Below are 22,741 nucleotides of genomic sequence, written 5' to 3' on the forward strand. Positions count from 1 at the left end.
CCTAAATATCTTGGTGGGAATTTAGGGGATTTTGGGGAATTTTGCAAAGGTCTCATGTTATAAATATATAGATAAAACATCAAATATATATATCAGGATAACCAAGGATTGTCGGAGGCGAGAAATACCAGAATAAAAAATTCAAATGGAAAATATATAGCATTTATTGATTCGGATGATTTTATTAATTGTTAGGTCTTGCTGGATTTTCTTGGTAAAGATGATAGTGATATGCCGGATGTGGTTTTTTTAAATGCAGTTAAATATTATGAGGGAAGTGTTTCATATTTTGGCGAAGATTATCAGTCTGAAAAAATATTAGGGGCTGTCCTAGATAACTAGGGAAATTCAAATTAAGTTAGAATTATCCCTATGAGAAAAAGTCGTCTAAGCCAGTATAAACAAAATAAACTCATTGAGCTATTTGTCGCAGGTGTAACTGCAAAAACAGCAGCAGAGTTAGTAGGCGTTAATAAAAATACCGCAGCCTATTATTTTCATTGTTTACGATTACTTATTTATCAAAATAGTCCGCATTTAGAAATGTTTGATGGCGAAGTAGAAGCAGATGAAAGCTATTTCGGCGGACGGCGTAAAGGCAGACGTGGTCGCGGTGCGGCAGGAAAAGTGGTTGTTTTCGGCATTCTGAAACGCAACGGACGGGTCTATACCGTTATCGTAGATAATGCCAAGTCTGAAACGTTACTCCCTGTCATCAAAAAGAAAATCATGCCGGACAGTATTGTTTATACCGATAGTCTGAGCAGCTACGACAAGTTGGACGTGAGTGGTTTTATCCATTACCGCATCAACCATTCCAAGGAGTTTGCCGACCGTCAGAACCACATTAACGGCATTGAGAATTTTTGGAATCAGTCAAAACGCGTCTTGCGAAAATACAACGGAATCGATTGCAAATCTTTCCCACTGTTCTTGAAAGAATGCGAATTTCGATTTAACTTCGGCACACCGTCTCAACAGCTTAAAATCCTGCGGGATTGGTGTGGAATTTAGGGCTAATCTAGTACAGCCCCTAAAACAATTAGTAAAATCGAGTTTATCCTAGTTATCTAGGACAGCTCAAAATATTAAATCAATCCAAAGTAGAAGTTTTGAAAGGATTATGCCGATTTAGAAAATTTCCAGGTTCGGCATGGAATAAGATTATAAAAAGAGAATTGATTATTAGAGAAAAACTGTTTTTTGAAAAGGGAATTTATTCTGAAGATATCGAATGGGCAATGAGGTTATTTAATGCGGCAACAACTTTTTCTTATTTGGACGGTTGTTATTACTATTATCGGCAGGGAAGAAAAGATTCTATTACGGGAACTGTTTCGGAAAAAAGTATAAAGTCATTATTATATATTTTGGAGAAAAATGCGGAAATGGAATTTGATAGGGATATATCAAGTTATCTTTATTCTTTTCTTTCCTACGAATATCTCATTTTGCTTTTTATCATGACAAGTAAAAATATAGCGTGCGATGCTGATATAAAAAGAAGGGCGTATCATTTAAGGTTTATGCTGTTAAAGTCCAATAAATTGATATATAAGCTGATATTCCCGATAATCACATTATTCGGAGTCGATATTACTGGCAGGATTTTAAAAGCAATCAGGGGGAATATTTAATAAATCCTTTAACAATATATATCTTACCGAAGGAGGAAAAATGAACGCAATCCGAACTTTCCAAAACCGCACGCCCGAAATCCACGAAAGCTGTATGATAGACGAAGCGTGCGTCGTCATCGGCGAAGACGTTACCGTGGGGCACAAAGTGATGCTGCACGGCTGCCGTATCGGCAACCGCGTCTTGGTCGGTATGGGCAGCACCGTTTTGGATGATGCCGTGATTGAGGACGAAGTGATGATCGGCGCGGGTAGCCTCGTTCCGCCGCGCAAACGCTTGGCGGGCGGCTACCTTTATGTCGGTTCGCCCGTGAGGCAGGTTCGTCTGCTGACCGATGAGGAAAAAGCCTTTTTAAAATATTCTGCCGCGCATTATGTGAAGCTGTCGAAACAGTACGGGATATGAAATCACACCGGCGTTCTTGCGTCAGCCCCAAATTCACGCGGACGGGACGCACCCGATAACGGTATCCGATGCGCCTTGATTTTGACCGTCTGCGTTTGAATTGGCAGGCAAAAATGCCGTCTGAAGACCTTTTTTCGGGTTCAGACGGCATTTTATCGACGATTGCTTTTTAGAGTTTGACCGAATGTTCGCGCGTTTCGTGGAGCACGATGTCCGTCGGCGTTCTTGCGTCAACCCCAAATTCATGCGGACGGGACGCACCCGATAACGGTATCCGATGCGCCTTGATTTTGATCGGTGCGTTTGAATTGCAGGCAAAAATGCCGTCTGAAGACCTTTTTTCGGGTTCAGACGGCATTTTATCGCCTAAAGTTTGACCGAATGTTCGCGCGTTTCGTGGAACACGATGTCCGGCCAACGTTCTTGCGTGAGTCCCAAATTCACGCGGTTGGGGGCGAGGTAGGCGAGGTTGCCGCCTGCGTCTATCGACAGATTGCCTGCATTGGCTTTTTCAAATTCCGCCAGTTTTTTCTTGTCGTCGCACGATACCCAGCGCGCCGACCAGATGGATGCGCTGTCGAACACGGCTTCTACACCGTATTCGTTGGCGAGCCGCGAGGTTACGACTTCAAACTGCAACACGCCGACCGCGCCCAAAATCAAATCCGCGCCGCTCATCGGTTTGAAAACCTGCACCGCGCCTTCTTCGCCAAGCTGTTGTAAACCTTTTTGCAGTTGCTTGATTTTCAGCGGATTTTTGATGCGTACGCTGCGGAACAGTTCGGGCGCGAAGAAGGGGATGCCGGTAAACGCCAATTGTTCGCCTTCGGAGAAGCTGTCGCCAATTTGGATGTTGCCGTGGTTCGGGATGCCGATGATGTCGCCTGCGTAGGCTTCTTCCACCAGCTCGCGGTCGTGCGACATGAATGTAACCACGCTGGAGGCGGCGATTTCGCGGTTGATGCGCAGGTGTTTCATCTTCATACCGCGCTCGAATTTACCGGAGCAGACGCGCAAAAAGGCGATGCGGTCGCGGTGTTTCGGGTCCATATTGGCTTGGATTTTGAAGATAAATCCGGAGAATTTCGGCTCGTCCGGTTCGACCATGCGAACGGTCGCGTCGCGCGGTTTCGGCGCAGGCGCCCAGTTAATCAATGAATTGAGGATTTCCTGAATACCGAAGTTGTTAATCGCCGAACCGAAGAACACGGGCGTGAGTTCGCCGGCGAGAAATTCGTCGAGATTGAACTCGTTGGAAGCCGCCTGCACCAATTCGATTTCGTCGCGCAGCTGCTGGATTTCCAGCGGAAAGCGTTGTTCCAGTTCGGGATTGTCGATCCCTTTGATGATGTCGAACTCGTGCGGCAGACGTTCGCCGCCTGCGTCGAAGAGATAGATTTCATCGTTCAGGATGTGGTACACGCCCTTGAAGTTTTTGCCCATACCGATCGGCCATGTGACGGGCGCGCAGCGGATTTGCAGGATGTTTTCCACTTCGTCCAGCAATTCCAGAGAATCGCGCACTTCGCGGTCGTATTTGTTCATGAACGTAACAATCGGCGTATCGCGCAGGCGGCAGACGTTTAAGAGCTTGATGGTTTGCGCTTCCACGCCTTTTGCCGCGTCGATGACCATCAAGGCACTGTCCACGGCAGTTAAAACGCGGTAGGTGTCTTCGGAGAAGTCTTGGTGTCCCGGCGTGTCCAAGAGGTTGACGGTATGGTCTTTGTAGTCGAACTGCATCACGCTTGATGCCACGGAAATGCCGCGCTGCTTCTCGATGTCCATCCAGTCGGAGGTGGCGAATTTGCCGGTTTTTTTGCCTTTTACCGTACCCGCGCTCTGAATCGCGCCCGAAAACAGCAAGAGTTTTTCGGTCAGCGTGGTTTTACCCGCGTCAGGGTGGGAGATGATGGCAAACGTGCGGCGGCGGCGCACTTGGTCGAGGATTTCTTGGGACATGGTTTTCTTTGCAAAAAGGTTCAGGCCGCTTTTCAGACGGCCCGGACAGTGTTTGAGACGGCGAAATTGTACAAAAAAATGCCTGATAATTCAATGTTGGAGGCGGTCAGTGCGTGCTGCCGTAAATCTCTTTTTCGTCTTTCAGGACGGCATCGGCGGTTTCCCACGCGCTGCCGCGCCAGACTTTGTAAAAGCAGCTTTCTCGCCCGGTGTGGCAGGCGATGCCGCCGTTTTGGGCGATGAGCATCACAATGGCGTCGCCGTCGCAGTCGAGGCGCAGTTCGCGGACTTTTTGCGTGTGTCCCGACTCTTCGCCCTTCATCCATTGTTTTTGGCGCGAACGGCTGTAATAGTGGGCAAAGCCGGTTTCGACGGTTTTTTGCAGGGCTTCGGCGTTCATCCACGCCACCATTAAAACACGTTTGGTTTCGGCATCTTGGGCGATGGCGCAAACCAAACCTTTTTCGTCAAATTTGACGGCTTCAAGCAGGTTTTTATCCATATTTCCTTTCAGACGGCATAGTCGGGGCGGTCAGAGGCGCACTTCGATGCCGGCTTCGCGCATAGCGCGTTTGGCTTCGCGGATGGCGATTTCCCCGAAATGGAAAATGCCGGCGGCAAGTACGGCATCGGCTTTGCCTTCGGTTATGCCTTCAATCAGGTGCCGGACATTGCCGACCCCGCCGGAGGCGATGACGGGAATGTCGACGGCTTCGGCAACGGCGCGGGTCAGCGGCAGGTTGAAACCCTGTTTCGTACCGTCCCTGTCCATACCGGTGAGCAGGATTTCGCCCGCGCCGCGTTTTTGCATTTCGACCGCCCATTCCACCGCATCCAAACCGGTCGGATTGCGCCCGCCGTGGGTAAAGATTTCCCAGCGTGTGTTTTCGGGGTTGGCGGCTTTGGCATCGACGGCGGCGACGATGGCTTGCGAACCGAAAAATCCGGCGGCTTCGTTAATTAAATCGGGACGGGTAACGGCGGCGGTGTTGATGCTGACTTTGTCCGCGCCGGCATTGAGCAGGCGGCGGATGTCGGCAACGGTGCGTACGCCGCCGCCGACGGTCAGCGGGATGAAGACTTGTCCGGCAACCTCTTCGATGATGTGCAGGATGGTGTCGCGGTTGTCGGATGAGGCGGTGATGTCGAGGAAGGTCAATTCGTCCGCGCCTTCGCCGTTGTAGCGTTTGGCGGCTTCGACGGGGTCGCCCGCGTCGCGCAAACCGATGAAGTTCACGCCTTTGACGACGCGTCCGTCTTTTACGTCGAGACAGGGGATGATGCGTTTTGCCAGTGCCATAATCGGATGCCTTTAGTCGAGGGAATCTGCCAGTTGCTGCGCTTGGGCAAAATCGATGCTGCCCTCGTAAATCGCGCGGCCGGTAATCGCGCCTGCTACGCCACGTTTTTCGGCGGCACACAGGGCGCGGATGTCGTCCAAACCGGTCAGTCCGCCGGAGGCGATGACGGGAATGCGGACGGCTTGGGCGAGTTTGACCGTCGCGTCGATGTTCACGCCGCTCATCATACCGTCGCGCCCGATGTCGGTGTAGATGATGCTGTTGACACCGTCGTCTTCAAAGCGTTTTGCCAAATCAATTACATGATGCCCGGTTACGGTTGCCCAGCCGTCGATGGCGGCCATACCGTCTTTGGCATCCAGCCCGACGATAATCCTGCCGGGGAAGGCTTTGCACGCCTCGCGCACGAAGTCGGGGTTTTTGACTGCCGTCGTGCCGATAATCACGTCGTTTAAGCCCAAATCCAAATATTGTCCGATGGTTTTCAAATCGCGTATGCCGCCGCCGAGCTGTACGGGGATGTCTTTGGCGACGGCGGAGAGGATGTCTTTGATGGCGGGCAGGTTTTGCGGAACGCCGGCAAACGCGCCGTTCAAATCTACCAGATGCAGGCGGCGCGCGCCTTGTTCGAACCAGTGCAGCGCGGTTTCGGCGGGCGAATCGGAAAAGACGGTCGCCTCTTCCATCAGTCCTTGTTTCAGGCGGACGCAGCGTCCTTCTTTCAAATCGATGGCGGGTATCAGCAGCATAATTTTTCTCCTTGTGCGGGGCCGTATCCGGCTTACCAGTTTAAAAAGTTTTTCAACATCGCCAGCCCGGCATCGTGGCTTTTTTCGGTGTGAAATTGCGTGGCGAATACGTTGTCTTTGCCGACGATGCAGGCAAACGGGGACGGGTAGTCGCTTTCGCCCAATATGGTTTCGGGATTTTCGGGGGCGAAATAGTAGCTGTGGACGAAGTAAAAACGCGTGTCTTGGGGAATATCTTTAAACAGCGGGTGGTTTTGGGTTTGGCGCACGGTGTTCCAGCCCATATGCGGCACTTTCAGACGGCATCCCTGCCGGTCGCGGAGGTCGCGCCCAAAGCGTCTGACTTTGCCGCCGAACCAGCCCAAGCCGTCGGTGTTTCCTTCTTCACTGTGGTCGAATAAAAGTTGCGCGCCGACGCAGATTCCGAAAAAGGGTTTGTTTTTTAAGGCATCTTTGACTGCCTCGTCCAAGCCGCCGCGCGTCAGTGCCGCCATACAGTCGGGCATCGCGCCCTGCCCGGGAAAAATGACTTTGTCGGCGCGGGACACGCGGTCGGGGTCGCCGCTTAAAAAGATTTCGGTATTTTTTCCGGCAAGCTGCCCCGCCGTCCGGACGGATTTCAATACGGAATGCAGGTTGCCCATACCGTAATCGATAATGGCGGTTTGCATGGCTTCCTCCTCTTTTTTTGCAATATGGCTGCGATTTTAACAAACAAATGTGCCGGGCTGATAAAAATGCCGTCTGAAAACGGGAATCTGTCTTCAGACGGCATAGGGTTCAAACCCGGAAAGCCGTTTGTCAGCCTTCCATTTGTTTTGCCTGAACGGCAGTCAGGGCGATGGTGAACACGATGTCTTCTACCAGTGCGCCGCGGGAGAGGTCGTTGACCGGTTTGCGCAGGCCTTGCAGCAGTGGGCCGACGCTTAAGACGTTGGCGTTGCGTTGTACGGCTTTATAGGTGCAGTTGCCGGTGTTCAGGTCTGGGAAGACCAAAACGGTTGCCTGTCCTGCGACCGGGCTGCCCGGGGCTTTCGATTTGCCCACGCCCGGTACGGTTGCCGCATCATATTGCAGCGGGCCGTCGATGGCGAGGTCGGGGCGTTTTTCTTGGGCAAGTTTGGTTGCTTCGATGACGGTATCGACATCGGGACCGCTGCCGGAGTTGACCGTAGAGTAGGAAATCATGGCCACTTTCGGGTCGATGCCGAAGGCTTTTGCGGAATCGGCAGACTGGATGGCGATGTCGGCAAGCTGTTGCGCGGTCGGGTTCGGATTAACCGCGCAGTCTCCGAAGACGAGGACTTGGTTGGGTAGCAGCATAAAGAATACGCTGGATACGAGGCTTGCACCCGGTGCGGTTTTAATCAGTTGCAAAGCAGGGCGGATGGTATTGGCGGTCGTATGAACGGCACCGGATACCAGACCGTCCACATCGTTTTGCGCCATCATCATCGTACCGAGTACCACGGTGTCTTGCAGTTGCTTGCGTGCGTCTTCGGGTGTCAGGCCTTTGGATTTTCGCAGTTCGCACATCGGCTCGACGTATTGTTCGACCAATGAGGCGGGATCGACGATTTCCAAAGAGTCCGGCAGGCTGATGCCGCGTTCTTTGGCAACGGCTTCGACTTCTTCGCGTTTGGCAAGCAGGACGCAGCGTGCAATGCCTTTTTCGTGACAGATGGCGGCGGCTTGGACGGTGCGCGGCTCGGCACCTTCCGGCAGGACGATGCGTTTGTCGGCTTTACGGGCGAAGTCAATCAGGTTGTAGCGGAATTGGGCGGGCGAAAGGCGTTTGGTTTGTCGGTTTGCCAGTACGGACAGGTCTTTGGGCGCGCTGCTTGAGCCGAAGAATGTCAAACCGGTTTTTTCGGCAGCCGCTTCGGCAACGGAGGCTGCCGCGCCGTCCACGACAAAACCTTCCAATACGCCCGGCGCGGTGGCAAAGAACTGTTTGGCAAGGTTCAACCGGTGTGCCAGTTCGTCTGCATCGGCATTGTCGGAGCGAACGGCGAAGATGGCTGCCGCGTCAAGGGACAATGCCAGTTCGACGTTTTTGCCTGCGAGGTAGATTTTGTCGGCATCGGGTGCGATGCCTTCGATAATGAGGTTGTCGGCATCGAGTGCGGCAACTTTACCGACCGTCGCGTCAAACCAGTCGTCGCTTTTGCCTTGCGCCAACAGGGCTTCTGCTTGTGCGTCAAAGGCTTGGAAAATTTGTGCGTTCAAGGCTTTTGCAAATGATCGGGCGGCGGCGGATGCGTCAAGTCCGGCAGATACGGGTACGATGAGTACTTTTGCCATGATATATCCTTTCGTATGCTGCGGTGTGCGGCATGTATGTTGGAAGTGTTGTGATTTGAGGGGAAATGTCGGGATAGGCTATTTCCCGTCCGGTTTGCGCAAACAGGTATTTTCTGTTTTTGGGCGGCAGTCGGTCTTACGCTGCCGCGTGTTTCTATATTAACAAATAAATTATGTTTTCAACAAGATGAATATCGCCAGACATTGGCACGCCTTTCAGACGGCATGGTGTTTCCAAACTTACGGGGCAGGTTGTTCTGGGAAAAACAGTGCTTCTGAATTCAAGTAGATGCGTGTCTGTGTGCCGTCTGAAAAATCGGGTGCGTAGGGGGTGTTCAGCGTCAGGATGGTTTGCTCGATTTTCAGGCGGATTTGGATGTGGCGTGCTTTGGGTATGGCGTTGAGGATGGTGGCGGATAATTCGGCAGCATGGGTGTTCGGACAGTTGAAGCTGAATTGTTCCGGACGGATGAGCAGTGTGCCGCGTGTGCCTGCGGGTAAGGTGTTTCCGACGGGGAGCCTGCCCAATTCGGAGTCTGCCGTACCGTCGGCGTTGAGTATGGCGGGCAGGGAGATACCTTCGCCGATAAACAGGGCTGTTTCAAGGTTGGCAGGTTGTCGGTACAGTTCGTGAGGGGCTGCAATCTGGAGGATGCGCCCCTGTTTCATGACGGCAATCCGGTCGGCGTATTGCAGGGCTTCTTCCCGGTCGTGGCTGACGAAAACGGCAGATTTGCCGTTGGCGCGCAGGGCAGCAATCATGTCTTCGCGAATCTGGCGGCGCAACTGTTCGTCCAGTGCGCTGAAGGGTTCGTCCAACAAAATCAGTTCGGGATCGGGGGCGAGGGCGCGGGCGAGGGCGACGCGCTGTTGCTGTCCGCCCGAAAGTTCGTGCGGATGACGGTTTGAGAGTTCGGAAATGCCGGTCAGGGTCATCATGGCTTCGATGCGTTGCCGCTCCTGCGCCGTCTTGCCTTTGCCGTTGCCCAGTCCGTAGGCGATGTTGCGGTAAACGGTCAGGTGGGGGAACAGTACGCCTTCTTGTACGACGTAACCCAAACGGCGTTCGCGGACGGGAAGGTTGGTATTTTCTGAATAGATTGTTCTTCCGTAAAGCGAGATTTCTCCGGAATCGGGCTGTTCAAAACCGGCAAGGCAGCGCAGCAGCGTGGTTTTGCCGCAACCTGATGCACCGATGACGAAGAGGATTTCCCCTTTGCCGAGTGTGAGCGAGATATTTTGCAGAACGGCATGGTTCTGGAAGTTTTTGGTCAGTTGGCGGATTTGGAGTGCGGGCGCGGTCATAGTCGGTCTTTCGCAGCAGTGTTATTTGAAGGCGTATTTTTTCAGTATGAATACGGGCAGGCCTGAAAACAGTACCAGCATAAGGGCATACGGGGTGGCGGCGGCATATTGTGCGTCTGACGTGTATTCCCAAACGGCGGTGGAGAGCGTGTGGACATCATCTGCGGTTAGCAGCAGGGTGGCGGTCAGCTCTTTCATCAGGTTGAGGAAGACGAGTGCGAATGCGGCGGTAATGCCGGGCAGGATGGACGGCAGCACCAACGTCCTGAAAATAAAGAAGTGTCCGCGCCCCAATGTTGCGCCGACCTGTTCCATGCCTTTGGGGAATTGTTCCAAGGAAGTCCTCAGGGTGGTTTGCGCCATCGGCAGGTAAAGCATGAAATAGGCAAGGACGACGACGATAAAGGTTTGGTAAACGGATGGTGCATAGTTGATGCTGAAATAAATCAGCGACAAGGCGATCACCAGGCCGGGTACGGCGTGCAGCAGGAAGGGCAGCCTGTCTATCCATACGGTTATCAGGTTGCGGTAGCGTACGGATGCCCAAACGAGCGGCAGTGCGCACAAAATGGTCAATAATGCGCCGGCGGCGGATACGCCCATCGATCGGGCAAATGCATCGAATACGGATACGAGTTCAAATGTGCCGGACGAGCCGACCATCATCCAGCGGATAAGGATGCCGAATGGGATGACGATGCTTAAAACCAGCAGCGAGCCAAGAAAAAATACTGTGCAGATTTGCGCAGGCAGCTTCATCGTTTTGACTGGGTAGGGGCGGGCAACGCCTTTACCGCTGTGATAGAGCTTGGTTTTTCCACGGAAAATGCTTTCTCCAAATACGACGATGCCGCACACTGCCATTAAAACGGCGGACAGCAGCGCGGCGGTGTTATTGTCGAACGACATTTCGTATTCTTGGAAAATGGCGGTGGTAAAGGTCGGATAGTTGAGTATCGATACTGCACCGAATTCAATCAGCATGTGCAACGCAATCAGCAGGATGCTGCTGCCGATGGCAGGTTTGAGTTGGGGAAGTATGGCGGAAAAGAAAGTTTGCAGGCGGCTTTTACCCAAGGAAAGGCTGACTTCTTCAAACGACAGGCTGATGCGTTTGAGGGCCGCCTCGACCGGTAGGTAGGCGAGGGGAAAAGACGACAGGCTCATAATCATAACGGTTCCCCAAAATCCCTCCACGCGGAAAGTCAGGCTGATCCATGTAAAGCAGCTGACAAATGCAGGTATGCATAAGGGCAGAGTAATTGCCGTCTGAAAAAAGGTTTTGCCGAAAAAGCGGTAACGTTGGAACAGGACAGCGCAGGTAATGCCCAAAACGATAGAAATCAGGGTAACGCCGAACATCAGCATCAGGGTGTTTCCCAGCAAATCAAACATGCGTGGGCGGAACAGCAGTTCGTAGGCGCGTGTTGCACCAACCTGCCACGAACGCATGGCGACATAAAGGAAAGGAAGGGTCAGCGGCAAGGCGATAAGCAGGATGAGGGCGGTCAGCCATGAGGGTATTTTGTTGCGGGACATAAATCGGATTCGGATAGAAAACGGTCGGACAGCAGGGTTGTCCGACCGTTTGAACGGAAAGAGTTTATTTCAGACCTGCCTGTTCGAGGAGGCGGGTGGCATTTTCTTTGTCGGCAATGGTGGTTGCAGATACTTCAGGTGCTTCCAATTTGGCATAAGGTTCCATATTGAACGGGGAAGACACGCCGGCGTGCAGCGGATATTCTGCGCGGACGGAAGTCAAGACCTGCTGTCCTTGTTTGCCTGCGAGGAAGGCGACGAATTTTTGTGCTTCGGCTTTGTTCGGGGAAGATTTCAGCACAGCCGCGCCGGAATAGGTAACGAGTGCGCCGGGGTCTTTGTGGCGGACGAAGTTCAGGCGGGAATGGATGTTGTGCACGCCTTTTTCTTTGGCAAACGCATACCAGTAGTAGTTGTTGATGAGGGCGGCCGGCACTTCGCCGTTTTCGACGGCTTGGAGCGCGACAGTGTTTTTAGCATACAGTTTGCCGTTTTCTTTTAAGCCTTTGAGCCATTTCAGGGCGGCTGCTTCGCCTTTCAGTTTGACGATGGCGACAACCTGTTCCAAGAATGCGCCTGAAGTCGGCACATAACCGATGCGGTCTTTCCATTTCGGCGTGGCGTAATTCAGGACGGATTTTTCCAAATCTTTTTCAGACAGTTTGCGGGTGTCGTAAACGACGACGCGCGAACGGCCGCTCAATGCCACCCAGTCTTTTTTGGCGGCAACCGGCACGCCTTTGCGGCGTGTGTCGTTAATCGTTTTTGCAGGGAGGGTTTCTAAGAGGTTGGCTGCGGAAAGCGTAACCAGCGGGGGAATTTGTTCGGAATAGAATACGTCGGCGGGGCTTCGGCTGCCTTCTTCTTTGATTTGGCCGGCAAGCTGGTCGCTTTTGCCGCTGTTAATTTTTACTTTGATGCCGGTGGCTTGGGTAAAGGCATCGGCAAGTGCCTGCGTGGCTTCTTTGTGTTGGCCGTTGTACACGGTAATGTCTGCCAGCGCGGGGGTTGCGGCGGTCAGGGCTGCGGCAAGCAGTGCGTATCGGATAGATGTTTTCATATCGATTTTCTCCTAATGAATGAGGGTGTATATCTTGTTAAGACATAACGGGGTGTAGTGTATTCTTTCTTTTTTATAAATGCAAATAATTATTTTTTAAATTTGTTGTTGTCCGATCCGGTTATTGTTTGTTCTGACTTGTATTTTTTTCCGTGCATCGCGCCCGTAAGGCGGAAGCGGCGGGTAATACGTGTCGGAACGGGCAAAAACCGGGCTGTTTCATATTGCCGTACGGGCGGCGGAATGAGGGCAAAGGCGGCATCTTGATTTGCCGGAATACTTGAGAACCCTTCCCTTTAAAATGCCGTCTGAACAGGGTTGCCGGAATAGTATTGCCATCCCAGCAGATACAGTTTGTCGGGGTCTTGCCAATATTGTTCATCCAGACTGTTCAGCAGTGAGGCGGTTTTGTTGTCGAGATGTTGCGTTATATCCCACATTTCTTTCAGGTTTTTACCTTCCGATTGGAGGTGGCGGATTTCTTTGTCCAATGTGTCTGCCGCCCGATGGATCAGCATTGCGCTGTGTACCGCGCCGATTTTTTTCAGAACGGAACAAGTCTTTTCGGCGGCGGGAAAACCCCAGTTGCAGACAAATTGCAGTATGCCGCCGTTGCCGATGTCGGCTTCCGCCCGCCAAATCAAAACCAGCTCCTGTTCCCGTCCGTCCATGCTTTCGAGTTTGCCGTCATGCTGTTCAAAAAGTTTGTCCACCGCCTGCCACATCATCTGTTCGAAGCGGCCGGCTTGGGTATCCGTATCGGTCATAGTGTTCTTGCCTTTTAAAAATGCCGTCTGAACATTTCTTCAGACGGCATCGGGGGTTAAGCTGACACTTCACGCCAGCGTTTGACTTGGAGGCGTACCTGTTCCGGCGCGGTGCCGCCCAAGTGGTTGCGCGCGTTTAAGCTGCCTTCAGGTGTCAGCACGCCGTACACTTCGTCTGAAATCAGCTTGCTGAAGCCTTGTAGGACTTCGAGCGGCAGTTCGCTCAAATCGACGCCCGCTTGGTCAGCGTGGCGCACGGCTTGGGCGACGACTTCGTGGCTGTCGCGGAAAGGCATGCCTTTTTTGACCAGATAATCCGCCAAATCGGTGGCGGTGGCAAAACCCTGCATTACGGCGGCGCGCATATTGTCGGGTTTGACGGTTACGCCGCGCATCATATCGGCGTAAATCCGCAACGTGTCGATAAGCGTGTCGGCGGTGTCAAACAGCGGTTCTTTGTCTTCCTGATTGTCTTTGTTGTACGCCAAGGGCTGGGATTTCATCAGGGTAATCAGGCCGATAAGGTGTCCGATGACGCGACCGGATTTGCCGCGCACGAGTTCGGGCACGTCGGGGTTTTTCTTCTGCGGCATGATGGACGAGCCGGTGCAGAAACGGTCGGCGATGTCGATAAAGCCGAAACGCGGACTCATCCACAAAATCAATTCTTCGGAAAGACGGCTCAGATGAACCATAACCAGCGAGGCGGCGGCCGTGAACTCGATGGCAAAATCGCGGTCGGATACGGCATCGAGCGAGTTTTGGCAGATTTGTTCAAAGCCCAACAGTTCGGCGGTAATTTCGCGCCGAATCGGATAGGTCGTACCGGCAAGGGCGGCAGCGCCGAGCGGCATACGGTTGACGCGGCGGCGGCAGTCCGCCATTCGTTCGTTATCGCGTCCGAGCATTTCGACGTAGGCGAGCATGTGGTGTCCGAAGCTGACCGGCTGGGCGACTTGCAGGTGGGTAAAGCCGGGCATAACGGTTTCGGTGTTTTGTTCCGCCAAATCCAGCAATGCCGTCTGAAGGCTTTGAATCAGGTTTTGGATAACGGTAATCTGGTCGCGCAGCCACAGGCGGATGTCGGTGGCGACTTGGTCGTTGCGGCTGCGGCCGGTGTGCAGGCGTTTGCCCGCATCGCCGATTTTGTCGGTCAGGCGGTGTTCGATGTTCATATGGACATCTTCCAAATCGGACGACCATTCGATTTTGCCGCTGCGGATTTCTTCGAGGATTTCCGCCATACCCCGGCGGATGTCCGCCAAATCGCCTTCGTCCAACACGCCGGTTTCTTTCAACATTTGCGCGTGTGCCAGCGAGCCTTGGATGTCCCATTCGGCAAGCCGTCGGTCGAAACCGATGGAGGCGGTGTATTGTTTGACGAGTTCGGAAACGGGTTCGTTGAAACGTCCGGACCAGGTTTTGTCGTGCATAAGGATTCCTTGATGTGGTTATTCGGTACGGTATTTTTCCAAAAGGCGGCGGAAGGGTTCGCCGGTTTCGGGGTGTTTCAGGCCGTAGGCGACGGTGGCTTCGAGGTAGCCCAGTTTGCTGCCGCAGTCGTAGCGCGTACCTTCAAAGGGGTGCGCCAGGACAAATTCGTGATCGAGCAGCTTGGCGATGCCGTCTGTAAGCTGGATTTCGTTGCCCGCGCCGCGCGGCAGTCCGGTCAGTAAGTCGAAAATGCGCGGGGTAAGGATGTAGCGTCCGACGACGGCAAGGTTGGAGGGCGCGTCTTCGGGCTTGGGTTTTTCGACAATGCCGGTAATGCGTTGGAACTGTTTGAGCTGTTCGGTTTCGACGATGCCGTATGAGCCGGTTTGCGACGGTTCGACGGTTTCTACGCCCAAAACGCTGTTGCCGCTGCGTTCGTACACTTCGACCATTTGTTTGAGCGCGCCTTTTGGGGCATCGATTAAGTCGTCAGCCAAAATCACGGCAAAGGGTTCGTCGCCGATGGCGGCGCGGGCGCACAAGACGGCGTGTCCCAAGCCCAGCGCTTCCGCCTGACGGATGTAGAGGCAGGTGATGTTCGGCGGCAGGATGTTGCGGACGTGTTCCAGAAGTTTGTCTTTATGGCGCATTTCCAACTCGGTTTCGAGTTCGTATGCCTTGTCGAAATGGTCTTCGATGCTGCGTTTGTTGCGTCCGGTTACAAACACCATTTCCGTGCAGCCGGCTTCCACGGCTTCTTCTACGGCGTATTGGATCAGCGGCTTGTCGACGATGGGCAGCATTTCTTTCGGGCTGGCCTTGGTGGCGGGCAGGAAGCGGGTTCCCATCCCTGCGACGGGGAAAACGGCTTTTTTTATCGGTTTCATTCTTTTTCCTTTGTATTGTTTTGATGTTTAAAGGGCGAGTTTGCGGATTAAATCGGCGAGTGCCTGCGCGCGGTGGCTTTCGCGGTTTTTGACCTCCGAATCCAATTCGGCGGCGGTTTTGCCGTGTTCGGGCAGATAAAAATACGGGTCGTAACCGAAACCGTTTTGCCCGAGCGGCGTGCCGTTCCACTGCCCGTGCCATATGCCCTCGGCGATAATCGGGCGCGAATCGTCTTTATGGCGGACAAAAACCAATACGCAGACATAGCAGCAGCTTTTGTCGGTCTTGCCGGCAAGTTCGGCGGCAAGTTTCAGGTTGTTGGCGGTATCGGATTTGGGGTTGTCGCCGGCGTAGCGTGCGGAATGGATGCCCGGCGCGCCGTTTAGGGCGGCGGCACAGATGCCGCTGTCGTCGGCGAGTGCGGGCAGCCCGCTGTGTCCGGCGGCGTGCCGGGCTTTTGCCAGCGCGTTTTCGACAAAGGTGGGATAGGGTTCCGGACATTCGGGTATGCCGAATGCGGATTGCGGCAATACGGTGATGCCGTAAGGCTTGAATAAGTTGCCGAATTCTTCGAGCTTGCCGACATTGCCGCTTGCCAAAACGATTTTTTCCGGTTTTTCAGACATAGCGGTTTCCCTGTGATGAAGATGGGGCGGCGCGTAGGGATTTGTGCCGCAGGTACAGGGCGAGTGCGCCGATTTGCCCGAACAGCGCGCCGAATGCGAAAAGAAAGGAGGCGACGGCGAAGGCTTTGCTGCCGACGGTCAGCAGATAAGCACCCAAGAGGACGAGCAGCATAAATGCCAGTGTGAACAGGGCAACAGACAACAGATAGGTTTTTCGGCGGTTCATGGCGTTCGGTCGGAAACGGTATGTTCGGATTATATCCGATTGGGACGGTATTCCCTAGAGCTTGGAAAAATGCCGTCTGAAGCGGCGTTCAGACGGCATGGCGGGCGTTATGCCTGTTTGTTCCAACGTTCGATGGATTCCTTGATGACTTTTTTCGCTTCTTCCACATCGCCCCACGATTCGACTTTGGTCGTACCGGCTTTTTTCAGGTCTTTGTAGTGGTTGAAGTGGAACTCGATTTGTTTGATGAGCTGTTGCGGCAAATCGGACAAAGTTTTGTAGGCGTTGCCGTTATTGCGGTCGTCGGCAGGGACGCAGACGATTTTGTCGTCCACTTCGCCGTCATCGACGAATTTCATCACGCCGATAACGCGCGCTTCCAAGAATACGCCGGTTGCCAGAGGTTGTTCGGTAACGAGCAGTACGTCCAATTCGTCGCCGTCTTCGTCTAATGTTTGGGGAATAAAGCCGTAGTTGGTCGGTTTGGCGAAGATGGCGGGTTCGACGCGGTCGAGTTGGAATGCGGCCAGTTTGCGGTTCCACTCGATTTTGTGGTTGCTGCCGGTGGGGATTTCGTTGACGACGTTGATGATGCCGCCGTCCACGTCGCCCGGGGTCAGGATTTGGTTGAAGTCTGCCATTTGGTTTCCTTTGTTTCTGAGGATTTGAACGGCAGGAGTATAGCAAACAAAAAGTTTGATGGAAACGCCGTCATGCCGTCTGAAAAGGGTTCCGGATATTTTCAGACGGCATTTTTCAAAGCCTGCCCAAGCGTCTGCCCAGTTCCAAAATCGCGCGCCTGTTGGACGGGGAAAATACTTTTTCCGCCGCTTCTTCCATATCGAACCAACCGTAGGAGACGTGTTCTTCGGGTTGCAGGGCGATGGGCGTATCACGCGGGATTTCGGCAGAGAAGAGGTGTTCGCGGTTTTCAAACACGCCTTTTGGATAGCGGTGCCGCCAGTGGTGGTAGATTTCGTAAACCGTGCTGTCGTGCCAGTCTTGAAGCTGCCCGTCCGCCAGCAGGATGCCGGTTTCTTCCCATACTTCGCGCCTTGCCGTTTGGGCGACGGTTTCGCCCGGTTCGAGGCTGCCGGTTACCGACTGCCAAAACCCTTTCGGATGCGTGCGTTCGATGAGCAGGATGCCGCCGTCCCCGCTATAAAGGACGACCAGTGCGGAGACGGGGTATTTGAGCGGTTTTGCCATCGGCATCTTTCAGCGGGCTGCGGTGATGAAAGGGCTGATTATAGCAAACGCCGCACGTTATGGCGTTTGTCCTTTTCCGCATCCTTTCCCGTCCGGGCGGGACGCGCCGGCGTTTGCAGGTAAATTTTCCGTTGTGTCAAAAAGATAAGGGCGGTTGTGATTTTAATGCTTGCCAAAGCGTCGGGCGGAAACTATAATCCGCAACTTATCGAGTCGGAGTGTGGCGCAGTCTGGTAGCGCACTTGCATGGGGTGCAAGGGGTCGAAGGTTCGAATCCTTTCACTCCGACCAAAAAATATAAGGCAGCCGTTTTTGAAACGGCTGCTTTTTTGTCCGTGTTTTCCGTCCGTATCGCGGGCGGAGCGTTTCAAAATGCCGTCTGAAAGCTGTTCAGACGGCATTTTTTATTTCTTCCAGTAGGCGGGGGTGAAGAGGATGAAGACGGTGAAGATTTCCAGCCTGCCCAAGAGCATGGCGGTAACGCAGATCCATTTCTGCATCACGTCCAAACCGGCGTAATTGCCGGCGGGCCCGACTTCGCCCAGTCCGGGGCCGGAATTGGTAATGCAGGCGATGACGGCGGTAAAGGCGGTGGTAAATTCCATACCGCTCGCCATCAGCAGGAAGCTGAAGAGGACGACGGTCATAAAGTAGATGAAGATGAAGGACATAACGGTCAGCGCGAGGCGGTCGGGTATGGCCTTGCCGCTGATTTTGACGGTGCGGACGGCTTTGGGGTGCAGCAGCACCATCATTTCGCGCAGGCTGAATTTGAACAGGACGAGGGCGCGTATGGTTTTGATGCCGCCGCCGGTCGAGCCGGAGCTGGCGAGGATGTTGGCGAGGAAAAACATCCACAGGGAAATCAGGAGCGGCCATTGTGCGAAGTCGGTGTTGGACAGCCCGTTTGCCAATCCGATGGAGACGAAGTTGAAGGCGGTGTAGCGCAGGGATTCGATGAAGCCGGCGTAATGGCCGGTGTGCCACAGGTACAGGGCGGCGGCAAGGATGCTGCCGGAGAGCAGCAGCAGCATTGTCCGGCATTCTTCGTCTTTCCAATAGGTTTTGAGGCTGCGGCTGTTGAGGGCGGCGAAATGGCTGGCAAAATTGATGCCGCCGAAAATGGTGAAAACGATGATGACCGCCTCGATGAGGGGGGAGTTGTAATAAGCTATGCTGGCATCGTGGGTGGAAAACCCGCCCAGCGAGAGGGTCGCCATTGCGTGACAGACGGCATCGAACCAGCCCATCCCGGCAAAATGCAGGCAGGCTGCCGCGAGGATGGTGATCAGGGTGTAGCCGAACCAGAGTTTTTTCGCCACTTGGGAAATGCGCGGCGACATTTTGCTTTCTTTGTCAATGCCGGGGATTTCGGCTTTGAATAATTGCGTGCCGCCTACGCCGAGCATAGGCAGGATGGCGACGGCAAGGACGATGATGCCCATCCCGCCCAGCCAGTTGAGCATATGCCGCCAAAAGTTGACGGAGGGGGCGAGTCCGTCGACGTGGGGGATGACGGTCGCGCCGGTGGTGGTCAGTCCCGACATCGATTCAAAAAATGCGTCGGTGAAGCCCATATTCGGGAAATACAGGTACATCGGCATCGCAGCCATAGCGGCAAACGCCAGCCACAACATCAGGACGAGGGTGAAGCCGTCGCGCGGGCGCAGTTCGCGCCTGAACCGGAGGGTGGCGAGCCGGACGATGCACGAGCCGGAAAGGGTAACGGTCGCGGTGGTGGCGAAGGCGGTGTACGCGCCGTCCGAAAAGGCGTAGGAGAGGGCGGCGGGTATCAGCAGGATAAAGGAAAACAGCATACCCAGTCGGGAGAGGACGTGGGCGATGGGCAGGATTTTGTGCATAGTGGGGCGGTCCGTTATTTTGCGAAGCTTTTCCAGTCTATGCCGTTGGCGGCTTGGACTTGGGTAATTTCTTCCGTTTCGAGGTTGACGGCGGTCAGCTGTCCGCCCCACAGCGCGCCGGTGTCCAGCGAGATGACGTTGTCGGCATTCGTGTAGCCCAAGGAAGACCAGTGTCCGAAGATGATGGTGTGGTCGAGGTTTTGCCGGTCGGGGGCTTTGAACCACGGGCGCAGGTAAAGCGGCATTTTTTTCACTGTGGATTTGTAGTCGAAATCCAGTTCGTTTTTAAAGGTCAGGGCGCGCATCCGCGTGAAGGCGTTGACGATGAAGCGCAGGCGGGCATAGCCTTCCAAACCTTCGTCCCACGCGGCCGGTTTGTTGCCGTACATTTTGGAGAAGAATTTGACGTATTTTTTGCCGCGCAGTTCGGCTTCGGCTTCTCTAGCGAGCGATTCGGCTTTGGCTATGCGCCATTGCGGCAGGATGCCGGCGTGTACCATCACGCGGCTGCCCTCGCGTATCAAAAGCGGTTGCGCGCGCAGCCAGTCGAGCATTTTTCTGCCGTCGGGGTGTTTGAGTATGGGTTCGATTGTGTCGCTGCGTTTGGGCGCGCCTTCGCCGCAGCCGACGGCGAGCAGGTGCAGGTCGTGGTTGCCGAGGACGATTTGCACGCTGTTTTCGTGCCGGATGCAGAATTGCAGCGTTTCGAGGGATTTCGGGCCGCGGTTGACGATGTCGCCCGTCAGCCAGAGGGTATCCGTGCCGTGGTTGAAGCCGATTTTATCGAGCAGCGCGGTCAGTTCGTCGAAGCAGCCTTGGATGTCGCCGATTGCGTAATGTGCCATTGCGGGTGTTGTGAAGTGGGAAAGTGTTGCGGTTCGGACGGCACGGTTGGAAATCTTATGCCGTCCGAACGTGGAATTATGCGTTCAAAACGAGGACGGCTTCGGCTTCGACCTGCACGCCTTTGGGCAGGGAGGCGACACCGACGGCGGCGCGGGCGGGGAACGGCTCGGCGATAAATTCCGCCATCACTTCGTTGAAAACGGCAAAATTGCCCAAGTCGGTCAGATAGGCGTTGAGCTTGACGATGTCGTCCAGCGAACCGCCTGCCGCTTCGGCGACGGCTTGCAGGTTTTGGAACACTTGGCGCGCTTCGGCGCGGAAGTCGCCGTTGCCGACGACGGTCATCGTGGCGGGATCGAGGGGAATTTGACCGCTCATGTAAACGGTGTCGCCTGCTCGGACGGCTTGGCTGTATGCGCCGATGGCGGCAGGGGCTTTGTCGGTGTGGATGATGGTTTTGGCCATGATTTTCTCCTGAAACGGATGTGTGTGAAAGGGGAACGCGGTGTTGCGGATTATCGTACAAAACCGTCTGCTTGTGTAGTTTCAGACGGCATGGATGTTGAAAACAAAACCGCCGAAAGGCTCGGCGGTTTGCGGAATAACACGTATATTAGAATTTGACGCGTACGCCGGCGGACACTTCGTGAGTGTGTACTTTCATGCCGTCAAAATTGCCCCAGTGGTTGTAGCGGTAGCCTGCATCCAAGGCAACATTTTGGGTGATGTTGTAGCCGATGCCGGTCATTACGCCCAAGCCGGTTTTGGTTTTACGGAATGTTTCTGTCGCATGGTAGTTCTCACGCCGGTCATCGTCGTCATAAGAAAAGCGGTTGAGGCCTACGCGTGCGCCGACATAAGGTTTAACCGGGGAATTTAAGTCGAAATCATAAATGGCGGAAACGCCGACGCTTTGGAGTTTGATTTTTGAGTCAAGTGTGTGAGACGAATCCTGTTCATGGTCTTTCCAAGTTTTATAGTGGGTGTAATCGGCAGCGACACGGAAATCACCGAAATCATATCCGGCAGACAGGCGCGGGCTGAAGCCTTTGCTACTGGTCTTGCCGCCTTCATCGCTGGTTTTAAGGGTTGAGTGGCCAACATCGCCTTGAACGTAGAAACCACGGTTGTTATCTGCCAATACGATAGCGGGAAGGGAAAGGGCAACTAAGGTAGCCAGAACTTTTTTCATGATGTCATCCTCAATAATTGGATAGAAAATGATTAGTAGTCAAACGGCTTGCAACCGCCGACGGGCAATTGTATTGTGTTATGACGGTTTAAACAATGTTTGGATGGTTTGGCATAACTGAGGGGTCTCAATACCGCAATAAAAGGCGCAGCATGTTTTGGAGGCCGTCTGAAAACCATCTGCCGCAGCAATACAAAGGTTTATAAAAAGCATTGCAACAAATCGTTTAAAAACAACCGTCCTTTTTCGGTTGGGCGAAATACGGTCGGGTCGGTTGCCAGCAGACCTTTTTGTCTTGCCGTTTCGATTTGCGCCATGATTTTGGCGGCGGGTACGCCCGTGCGTTCCTGCAACATCGCGGCGGGTACGCCGTCGGTCAGGCGCAGGGCGTTCATCATAAACTCGAACGGTAAATCTTCGGCGGCGACGGTTTTGCGTTCGACGGCAACACTTGGCTGACTTTGCATTAAGGCGAGGTAGTCGTTGGGATGGCGGCGGCGGATGGTGCGTTCGATGCGGTCGGGGTAGGAGATTTTGCCGTGCGCGCCCGCGCCTATGCCTAAATAATCGCCGAACTGCCAGTAGTTCAAATTGTGGCGGCACTGCATGGCGGGTTTCGCAAAAGCCGATGTTTCGTAGTGGATAAAACCCGCGCCTTCCAGTGCGCCGTGTACCGCGTCTTCGATGTCGAGCGCCGCTTCGTCTTGCGGTAAACCTTTCGGCGGCGTATGACCGAACGGCGTGTTCGGCTCCATCGTCAGATGATACGCGCTGATGTGTGTCGCGCCCGTAGCGATGGCGGTTTGTACGTCGTCCAATGCCGTCTGAACGGTTTGGTTCGGCAGGGCGTACATCAAGTCGATATTGACTTTATCAAATAATTTCAAGGCAGTAGCTATGGCAGTTAAGGCTTCTTTGCCGTTGTGGACGCGCCCCAGCCGCGCAAGCATATCGTCGTTGAAACTCTGCACGCCAATAGAAATCCGCGTAATACCTGCGTCTTTAAATCCTTGAAACTTATCGATTTCAAATGTCCCCGGATTGGCTTCCAACGTAATTTCCGCCTCCGGCTGCAAGCGCAACAGCGAACGCACGCCGCTCAACAAACGGTCAATCGATTCCGCCTGAAACAGGCTGGGCGTACCGCCGCCGAAAAATATCGTTTCCACTGACCTGCTCCAAATATTGGGCAATTCAAGCTGCAAATCGGTCAGCAGCGTGTCGATATAGGCGGCTTCGGGCAATCCGTTTTTCAGGCTGTGGGAATTGAAGTCGCAATACGGGCATTTTTTGATGCACCACGGGATGTGGATATAGAGCGACAGGGGCGGCAGGGCGGTGAGTCGGGTGCGGTTTGGAAAGGAAATAGTGTGCATGGTGTGGTTCGGAAAAGTGGACAATGCCGTCTGAAGGCGGTTCAGACGGCAT

The 22,741-nt window shown here is 53.8% G+C and carries 24 protein-coding genes, 1 tRNA gene and 2 pseudogenes; 5 read left to right on the top strand and 22 right to left on the bottom strand.

All coding sequences use genetic code 11. From position 1 onward, the window contains the following. Nucleotides 1–78 precede the first annotated feature (78 nt). From KEM39_RS06705 to KEM39_RS06720, 4 genes and pseudogenes are all read left to right on the top strand, one after another. Nucleotides 79–321 (top strand): annotated as a pseudogene (locus KEM39_RS06705) (glycosyltransferase); the annotation flags it as partial. A 51-nt stretch (nucleotides 322–372) separates the two neighbouring features. Beyond that, nucleotides 373–1,014 carry an IS1595 family transposase gene (locus KEM39_RS06710; protein ID WP_025458153.1) on the top strand — a complete coding sequence of 214 codons (642 nt, stop codon included), beginning with the start codon at nucleotides 373–375 and terminating at the stop codon, nucleotides 1,012–1,014. Between the two features lie 62 nt (nucleotides 1,015–1,076). Next, nucleotides 1,077–1,637: pseudogene (gene pglE / locus KEM39_RS06715) on the top strand ((galactosaminyl)2-N,N'-diacetylbacillosaminyl-alpha1-diphospho-di-trans,octa-cis-undecaprenol synthase PglE); the annotation flags it as partial. Between the two features lie 40 nt (nucleotides 1,638–1,677). Next, nucleotides 1,678–2,043: a gamma carbonic anhydrase family protein gene (locus KEM39_RS06720; protein WP_118997552.1), complete on the top strand. Its 366-nt coding sequence runs from the start codon at nucleotides 1,678–1,680 to the stop codon at nucleotides 2,041–2,043. Between the two features lie 169 nt (nucleotides 2,044–2,212). Here KEM39_RS06720 and KEM39_RS06725 read toward each other — a convergent pair whose 3' ends face one another. The 17 genes from KEM39_RS06725 to nudB all read right to left on the bottom strand — a co-directional run bounded on the left by KEM39_RS06725 (nucleotide 2,213) and on the right by nudB (nucleotide 17,419). Next, a complete protein-coding gene (locus KEM39_RS06725; RefSeq protein ID WP_240002742.1) occupies nucleotides 2,213–2,401 on the bottom strand; it encodes a peptide chain release factor in 189 nt (62 codons plus the stop codon). Nucleotides 2,402–2,409: 8 nt separating this feature from the next. Then, on the bottom strand, nucleotides 2,410–4,005 hold the full coding sequence (locus KEM39_RS06730; RefSeq protein WP_118997551.1) for a peptide chain release factor 3: 1,596 nt from the start codon (nucleotides 4,003–4,005) through the stop codon (nucleotides 2,410–2,412). A 106-nt stretch (nucleotides 4,006–4,111) separates the two neighbouring features. Beyond that, a complete protein-coding gene (gene hisI, locus KEM39_RS06735; protein ID WP_002214257.1) occupies nucleotides 4,112–4,507 on the bottom strand; it encodes a phosphoribosyl-AMP cyclohydrolase in 396 nt (131 codons plus the stop codon). Nucleotides 4,508–4,537: 30 nt separating this feature from the next. After that, complete coding sequence (gene hisF, locus KEM39_RS06740) at nucleotides 4,538–5,305, bottom strand: imidazole glycerol phosphate synthase subunit HisF (RefSeq protein ID WP_014575228.1); 768 nt, start codon at nucleotides 5,303–5,305, stop codon at nucleotides 4,538–4,540. A 12-nt stretch (nucleotides 5,306–5,317) separates the two neighbouring features. After that, nucleotides 5,318–6,055 (bottom strand): 1-(5-phosphoribosyl)-5-[(5-phosphoribosylamino)methylideneamino]imidazole-4-carboxamide isomerase, encoded by a 738-nt coding sequence (gene hisA, locus KEM39_RS06745; RefSeq protein WP_025457401.1) that lies wholly within the window; start codon nucleotides 6,053–6,055, stop codon nucleotides 5,318–5,320. Nucleotides 6,056–6,087: 32 nt separating this feature from the next. Beyond that, on the bottom strand, nucleotides 6,088–6,726 hold the full coding sequence (hisH, locus tag KEM39_RS06750; RefSeq protein ID WP_025457400.1) for an imidazole glycerol phosphate synthase subunit HisH: 639 nt from the start codon (nucleotides 6,724–6,726) through the stop codon (nucleotides 6,088–6,090). 130 nt (nucleotides 6,727–6,856) lie between these two features. Then, nucleotides 6,857–8,359 carry a phosphate acetyltransferase gene (gene pta, locus KEM39_RS06755; RefSeq protein WP_025457399.1) on the bottom strand — a complete coding sequence of 501 codons (1,503 nt, stop codon included), beginning with the start codon at nucleotides 8,357–8,359 and terminating at the stop codon, nucleotides 6,857–6,859. Between the two features lie 240 nt (nucleotides 8,360–8,599). Next, on the bottom strand, nucleotides 8,600–9,664 hold the full coding sequence (locus KEM39_RS06760) for an ABC transporter ATP-binding protein (protein WP_118997548.1): 1,065 nt from the start codon (nucleotides 9,662–9,664) through the stop codon (nucleotides 8,600–8,602). A gap of 21 nt (nucleotides 9,665–9,685) precedes the next feature. Beyond that, nucleotides 9,686–11,203 carry an ABC transporter permease gene (locus tag KEM39_RS06765; protein WP_118997547.1) on the bottom strand — a complete coding sequence of 506 codons (1,518 nt, stop codon included), beginning with the start codon at nucleotides 11,201–11,203 and terminating at the stop codon, nucleotides 9,686–9,688. A 64-nt stretch (nucleotides 11,204–11,267) separates the two neighbouring features. Continuing rightward, complete coding sequence (locus KEM39_RS06770) at nucleotides 11,268–12,263, bottom strand: iron ABC transporter substrate-binding protein (RefSeq protein ID WP_211709737.1); 996 nt, start codon at nucleotides 12,261–12,263, stop codon at nucleotides 11,268–11,270. Nucleotides 12,264–12,559: 296 nt separating this feature from the next. Then, nucleotides 12,560–13,030, bottom strand: coding sequence for a DMP19 family protein (locus tag KEM39_RS06775; RefSeq protein WP_211709738.1), 471 nt, complete (start codon nucleotides 13,028–13,030; stop codon nucleotides 12,560–12,562). 56 nt (nucleotides 13,031–13,086) lie between these two features. Further along, a complete protein-coding gene (gene argH / locus KEM39_RS06780; protein WP_211709739.1) occupies nucleotides 13,087–14,463 on the bottom strand; it encodes an argininosuccinate lyase in 1,377 nt (458 codons plus the stop codon). 18 nt (nucleotides 14,464–14,481) lie between these two features. Continuing rightward, complete coding sequence (galU, locus tag KEM39_RS06785) at nucleotides 14,482–15,351, bottom strand: UTP--glucose-1-phosphate uridylyltransferase GalU (RefSeq protein WP_118791936.1); 870 nt, start codon at nucleotides 15,349–15,351, stop codon at nucleotides 14,482–14,484. 27 nt (nucleotides 15,352–15,378) lie between these two features. Beyond that, nucleotides 15,379–15,978 (bottom strand): RdgB/HAM1 family non-canonical purine NTP pyrophosphatase, encoded by a 600-nt coding sequence (gene rdgB, locus KEM39_RS06790; RefSeq protein ID WP_211709741.1) that lies wholly within the window; start codon nucleotides 15,976–15,978, stop codon nucleotides 15,379–15,381. Next, a complete protein-coding gene (locus tag KEM39_RS06795; RefSeq protein ID WP_211709742.1) occupies nucleotides 15,971–16,204 on the bottom strand; it encodes an NGO_0222 family membrane protein in 234 nt (77 codons plus the stop codon). Before KEM39_RS06795 ends, rdgB begins: the two co-directional genes overlap by 8 nt. 107 nt (nucleotides 16,205–16,311) lie before the next feature. Continuing rightward, nucleotides 16,312–16,845 (bottom strand): inorganic diphosphatase, encoded by a 534-nt coding sequence (locus KEM39_RS06800; protein WP_211709743.1) that lies wholly within the window; start codon nucleotides 16,843–16,845, stop codon nucleotides 16,312–16,314. A 115-nt stretch (nucleotides 16,846–16,960) separates the two neighbouring features. Then, the gene (gene nudB / locus KEM39_RS06805; protein ID WP_211709744.1) at nucleotides 16,961–17,419 is read right to left on the bottom strand and encodes a dihydroneopterin triphosphate diphosphatase; all 459 of its coding nucleotides are present in this window, start codon (nucleotides 17,417–17,419) and stop codon (nucleotides 16,961–16,963) included. A gap of 208 nt (nucleotides 17,420–17,627) precedes the next feature. Between nudB and KEM39_RS06810 the strand changes: the two genes are divergently transcribed. Continuing rightward, nucleotides 17,628–17,704 (top strand) — tRNA-Pro (locus KEM39_RS06810). A gap of 113 nt (nucleotides 17,705–17,817) precedes the next feature. Here the strand turns inward: KEM39_RS06810 and KEM39_RS06815 are convergent. From KEM39_RS06815 to hemW, 5 genes are all read right to left on the bottom strand, one after another. After that, complete coding sequence (locus KEM39_RS06815; RefSeq protein WP_211709745.1) at nucleotides 17,818–19,275, bottom strand: potassium transporter TrkG; 1,458 nt, start codon at nucleotides 19,273–19,275, stop codon at nucleotides 17,818–17,820. Between the two features lie 14 nt (nucleotides 19,276–19,289). Next, complete coding sequence (locus KEM39_RS06820; protein WP_211709746.1) at nucleotides 19,290–20,120, bottom strand: symmetrical bis(5'-nucleosyl)-tetraphosphatase; 831 nt, start codon at nucleotides 20,118–20,120, stop codon at nucleotides 19,290–19,292. Nucleotides 20,121–20,196: 76 nt separating this feature from the next. Then, the gene (locus tag KEM39_RS06825) at nucleotides 20,197–20,586 is read right to left on the bottom strand and encodes a RidA family protein (RefSeq protein ID WP_211709747.1); all 390 of its coding nucleotides are present in this window, start codon (nucleotides 20,584–20,586) and stop codon (nucleotides 20,197–20,199) included. A 148-nt stretch (nucleotides 20,587–20,734) separates the two neighbouring features. After that, nucleotides 20,735–21,313 (bottom strand): opacity family porin, encoded by a 579-nt coding sequence (locus tag KEM39_RS06830; protein ID WP_211709749.1) that lies wholly within the window; start codon nucleotides 21,311–21,313, stop codon nucleotides 20,735–20,737. Nucleotides 21,314–21,513: 200 nt separating this feature from the next. After that, nucleotides 21,514–22,689 carry a radical SAM family heme chaperone HemW gene (gene hemW / locus KEM39_RS06835; RefSeq protein WP_249182639.1) on the bottom strand — a complete coding sequence of 392 codons (1,176 nt, stop codon included), beginning with the start codon at nucleotides 22,687–22,689 and terminating at the stop codon, nucleotides 21,514–21,516. Nucleotides 22,690–22,741 lie beyond the last annotated feature (52 nt).

Source organism: Neisseria sp. Marseille-Q1983 (assembly GCF_018224585.1).
GTDB lineage: Bacteria > Pseudomonadota > Gammaproteobacteria > Burkholderiales > Neisseriaceae > Neisseria > Neisseria polysaccharea.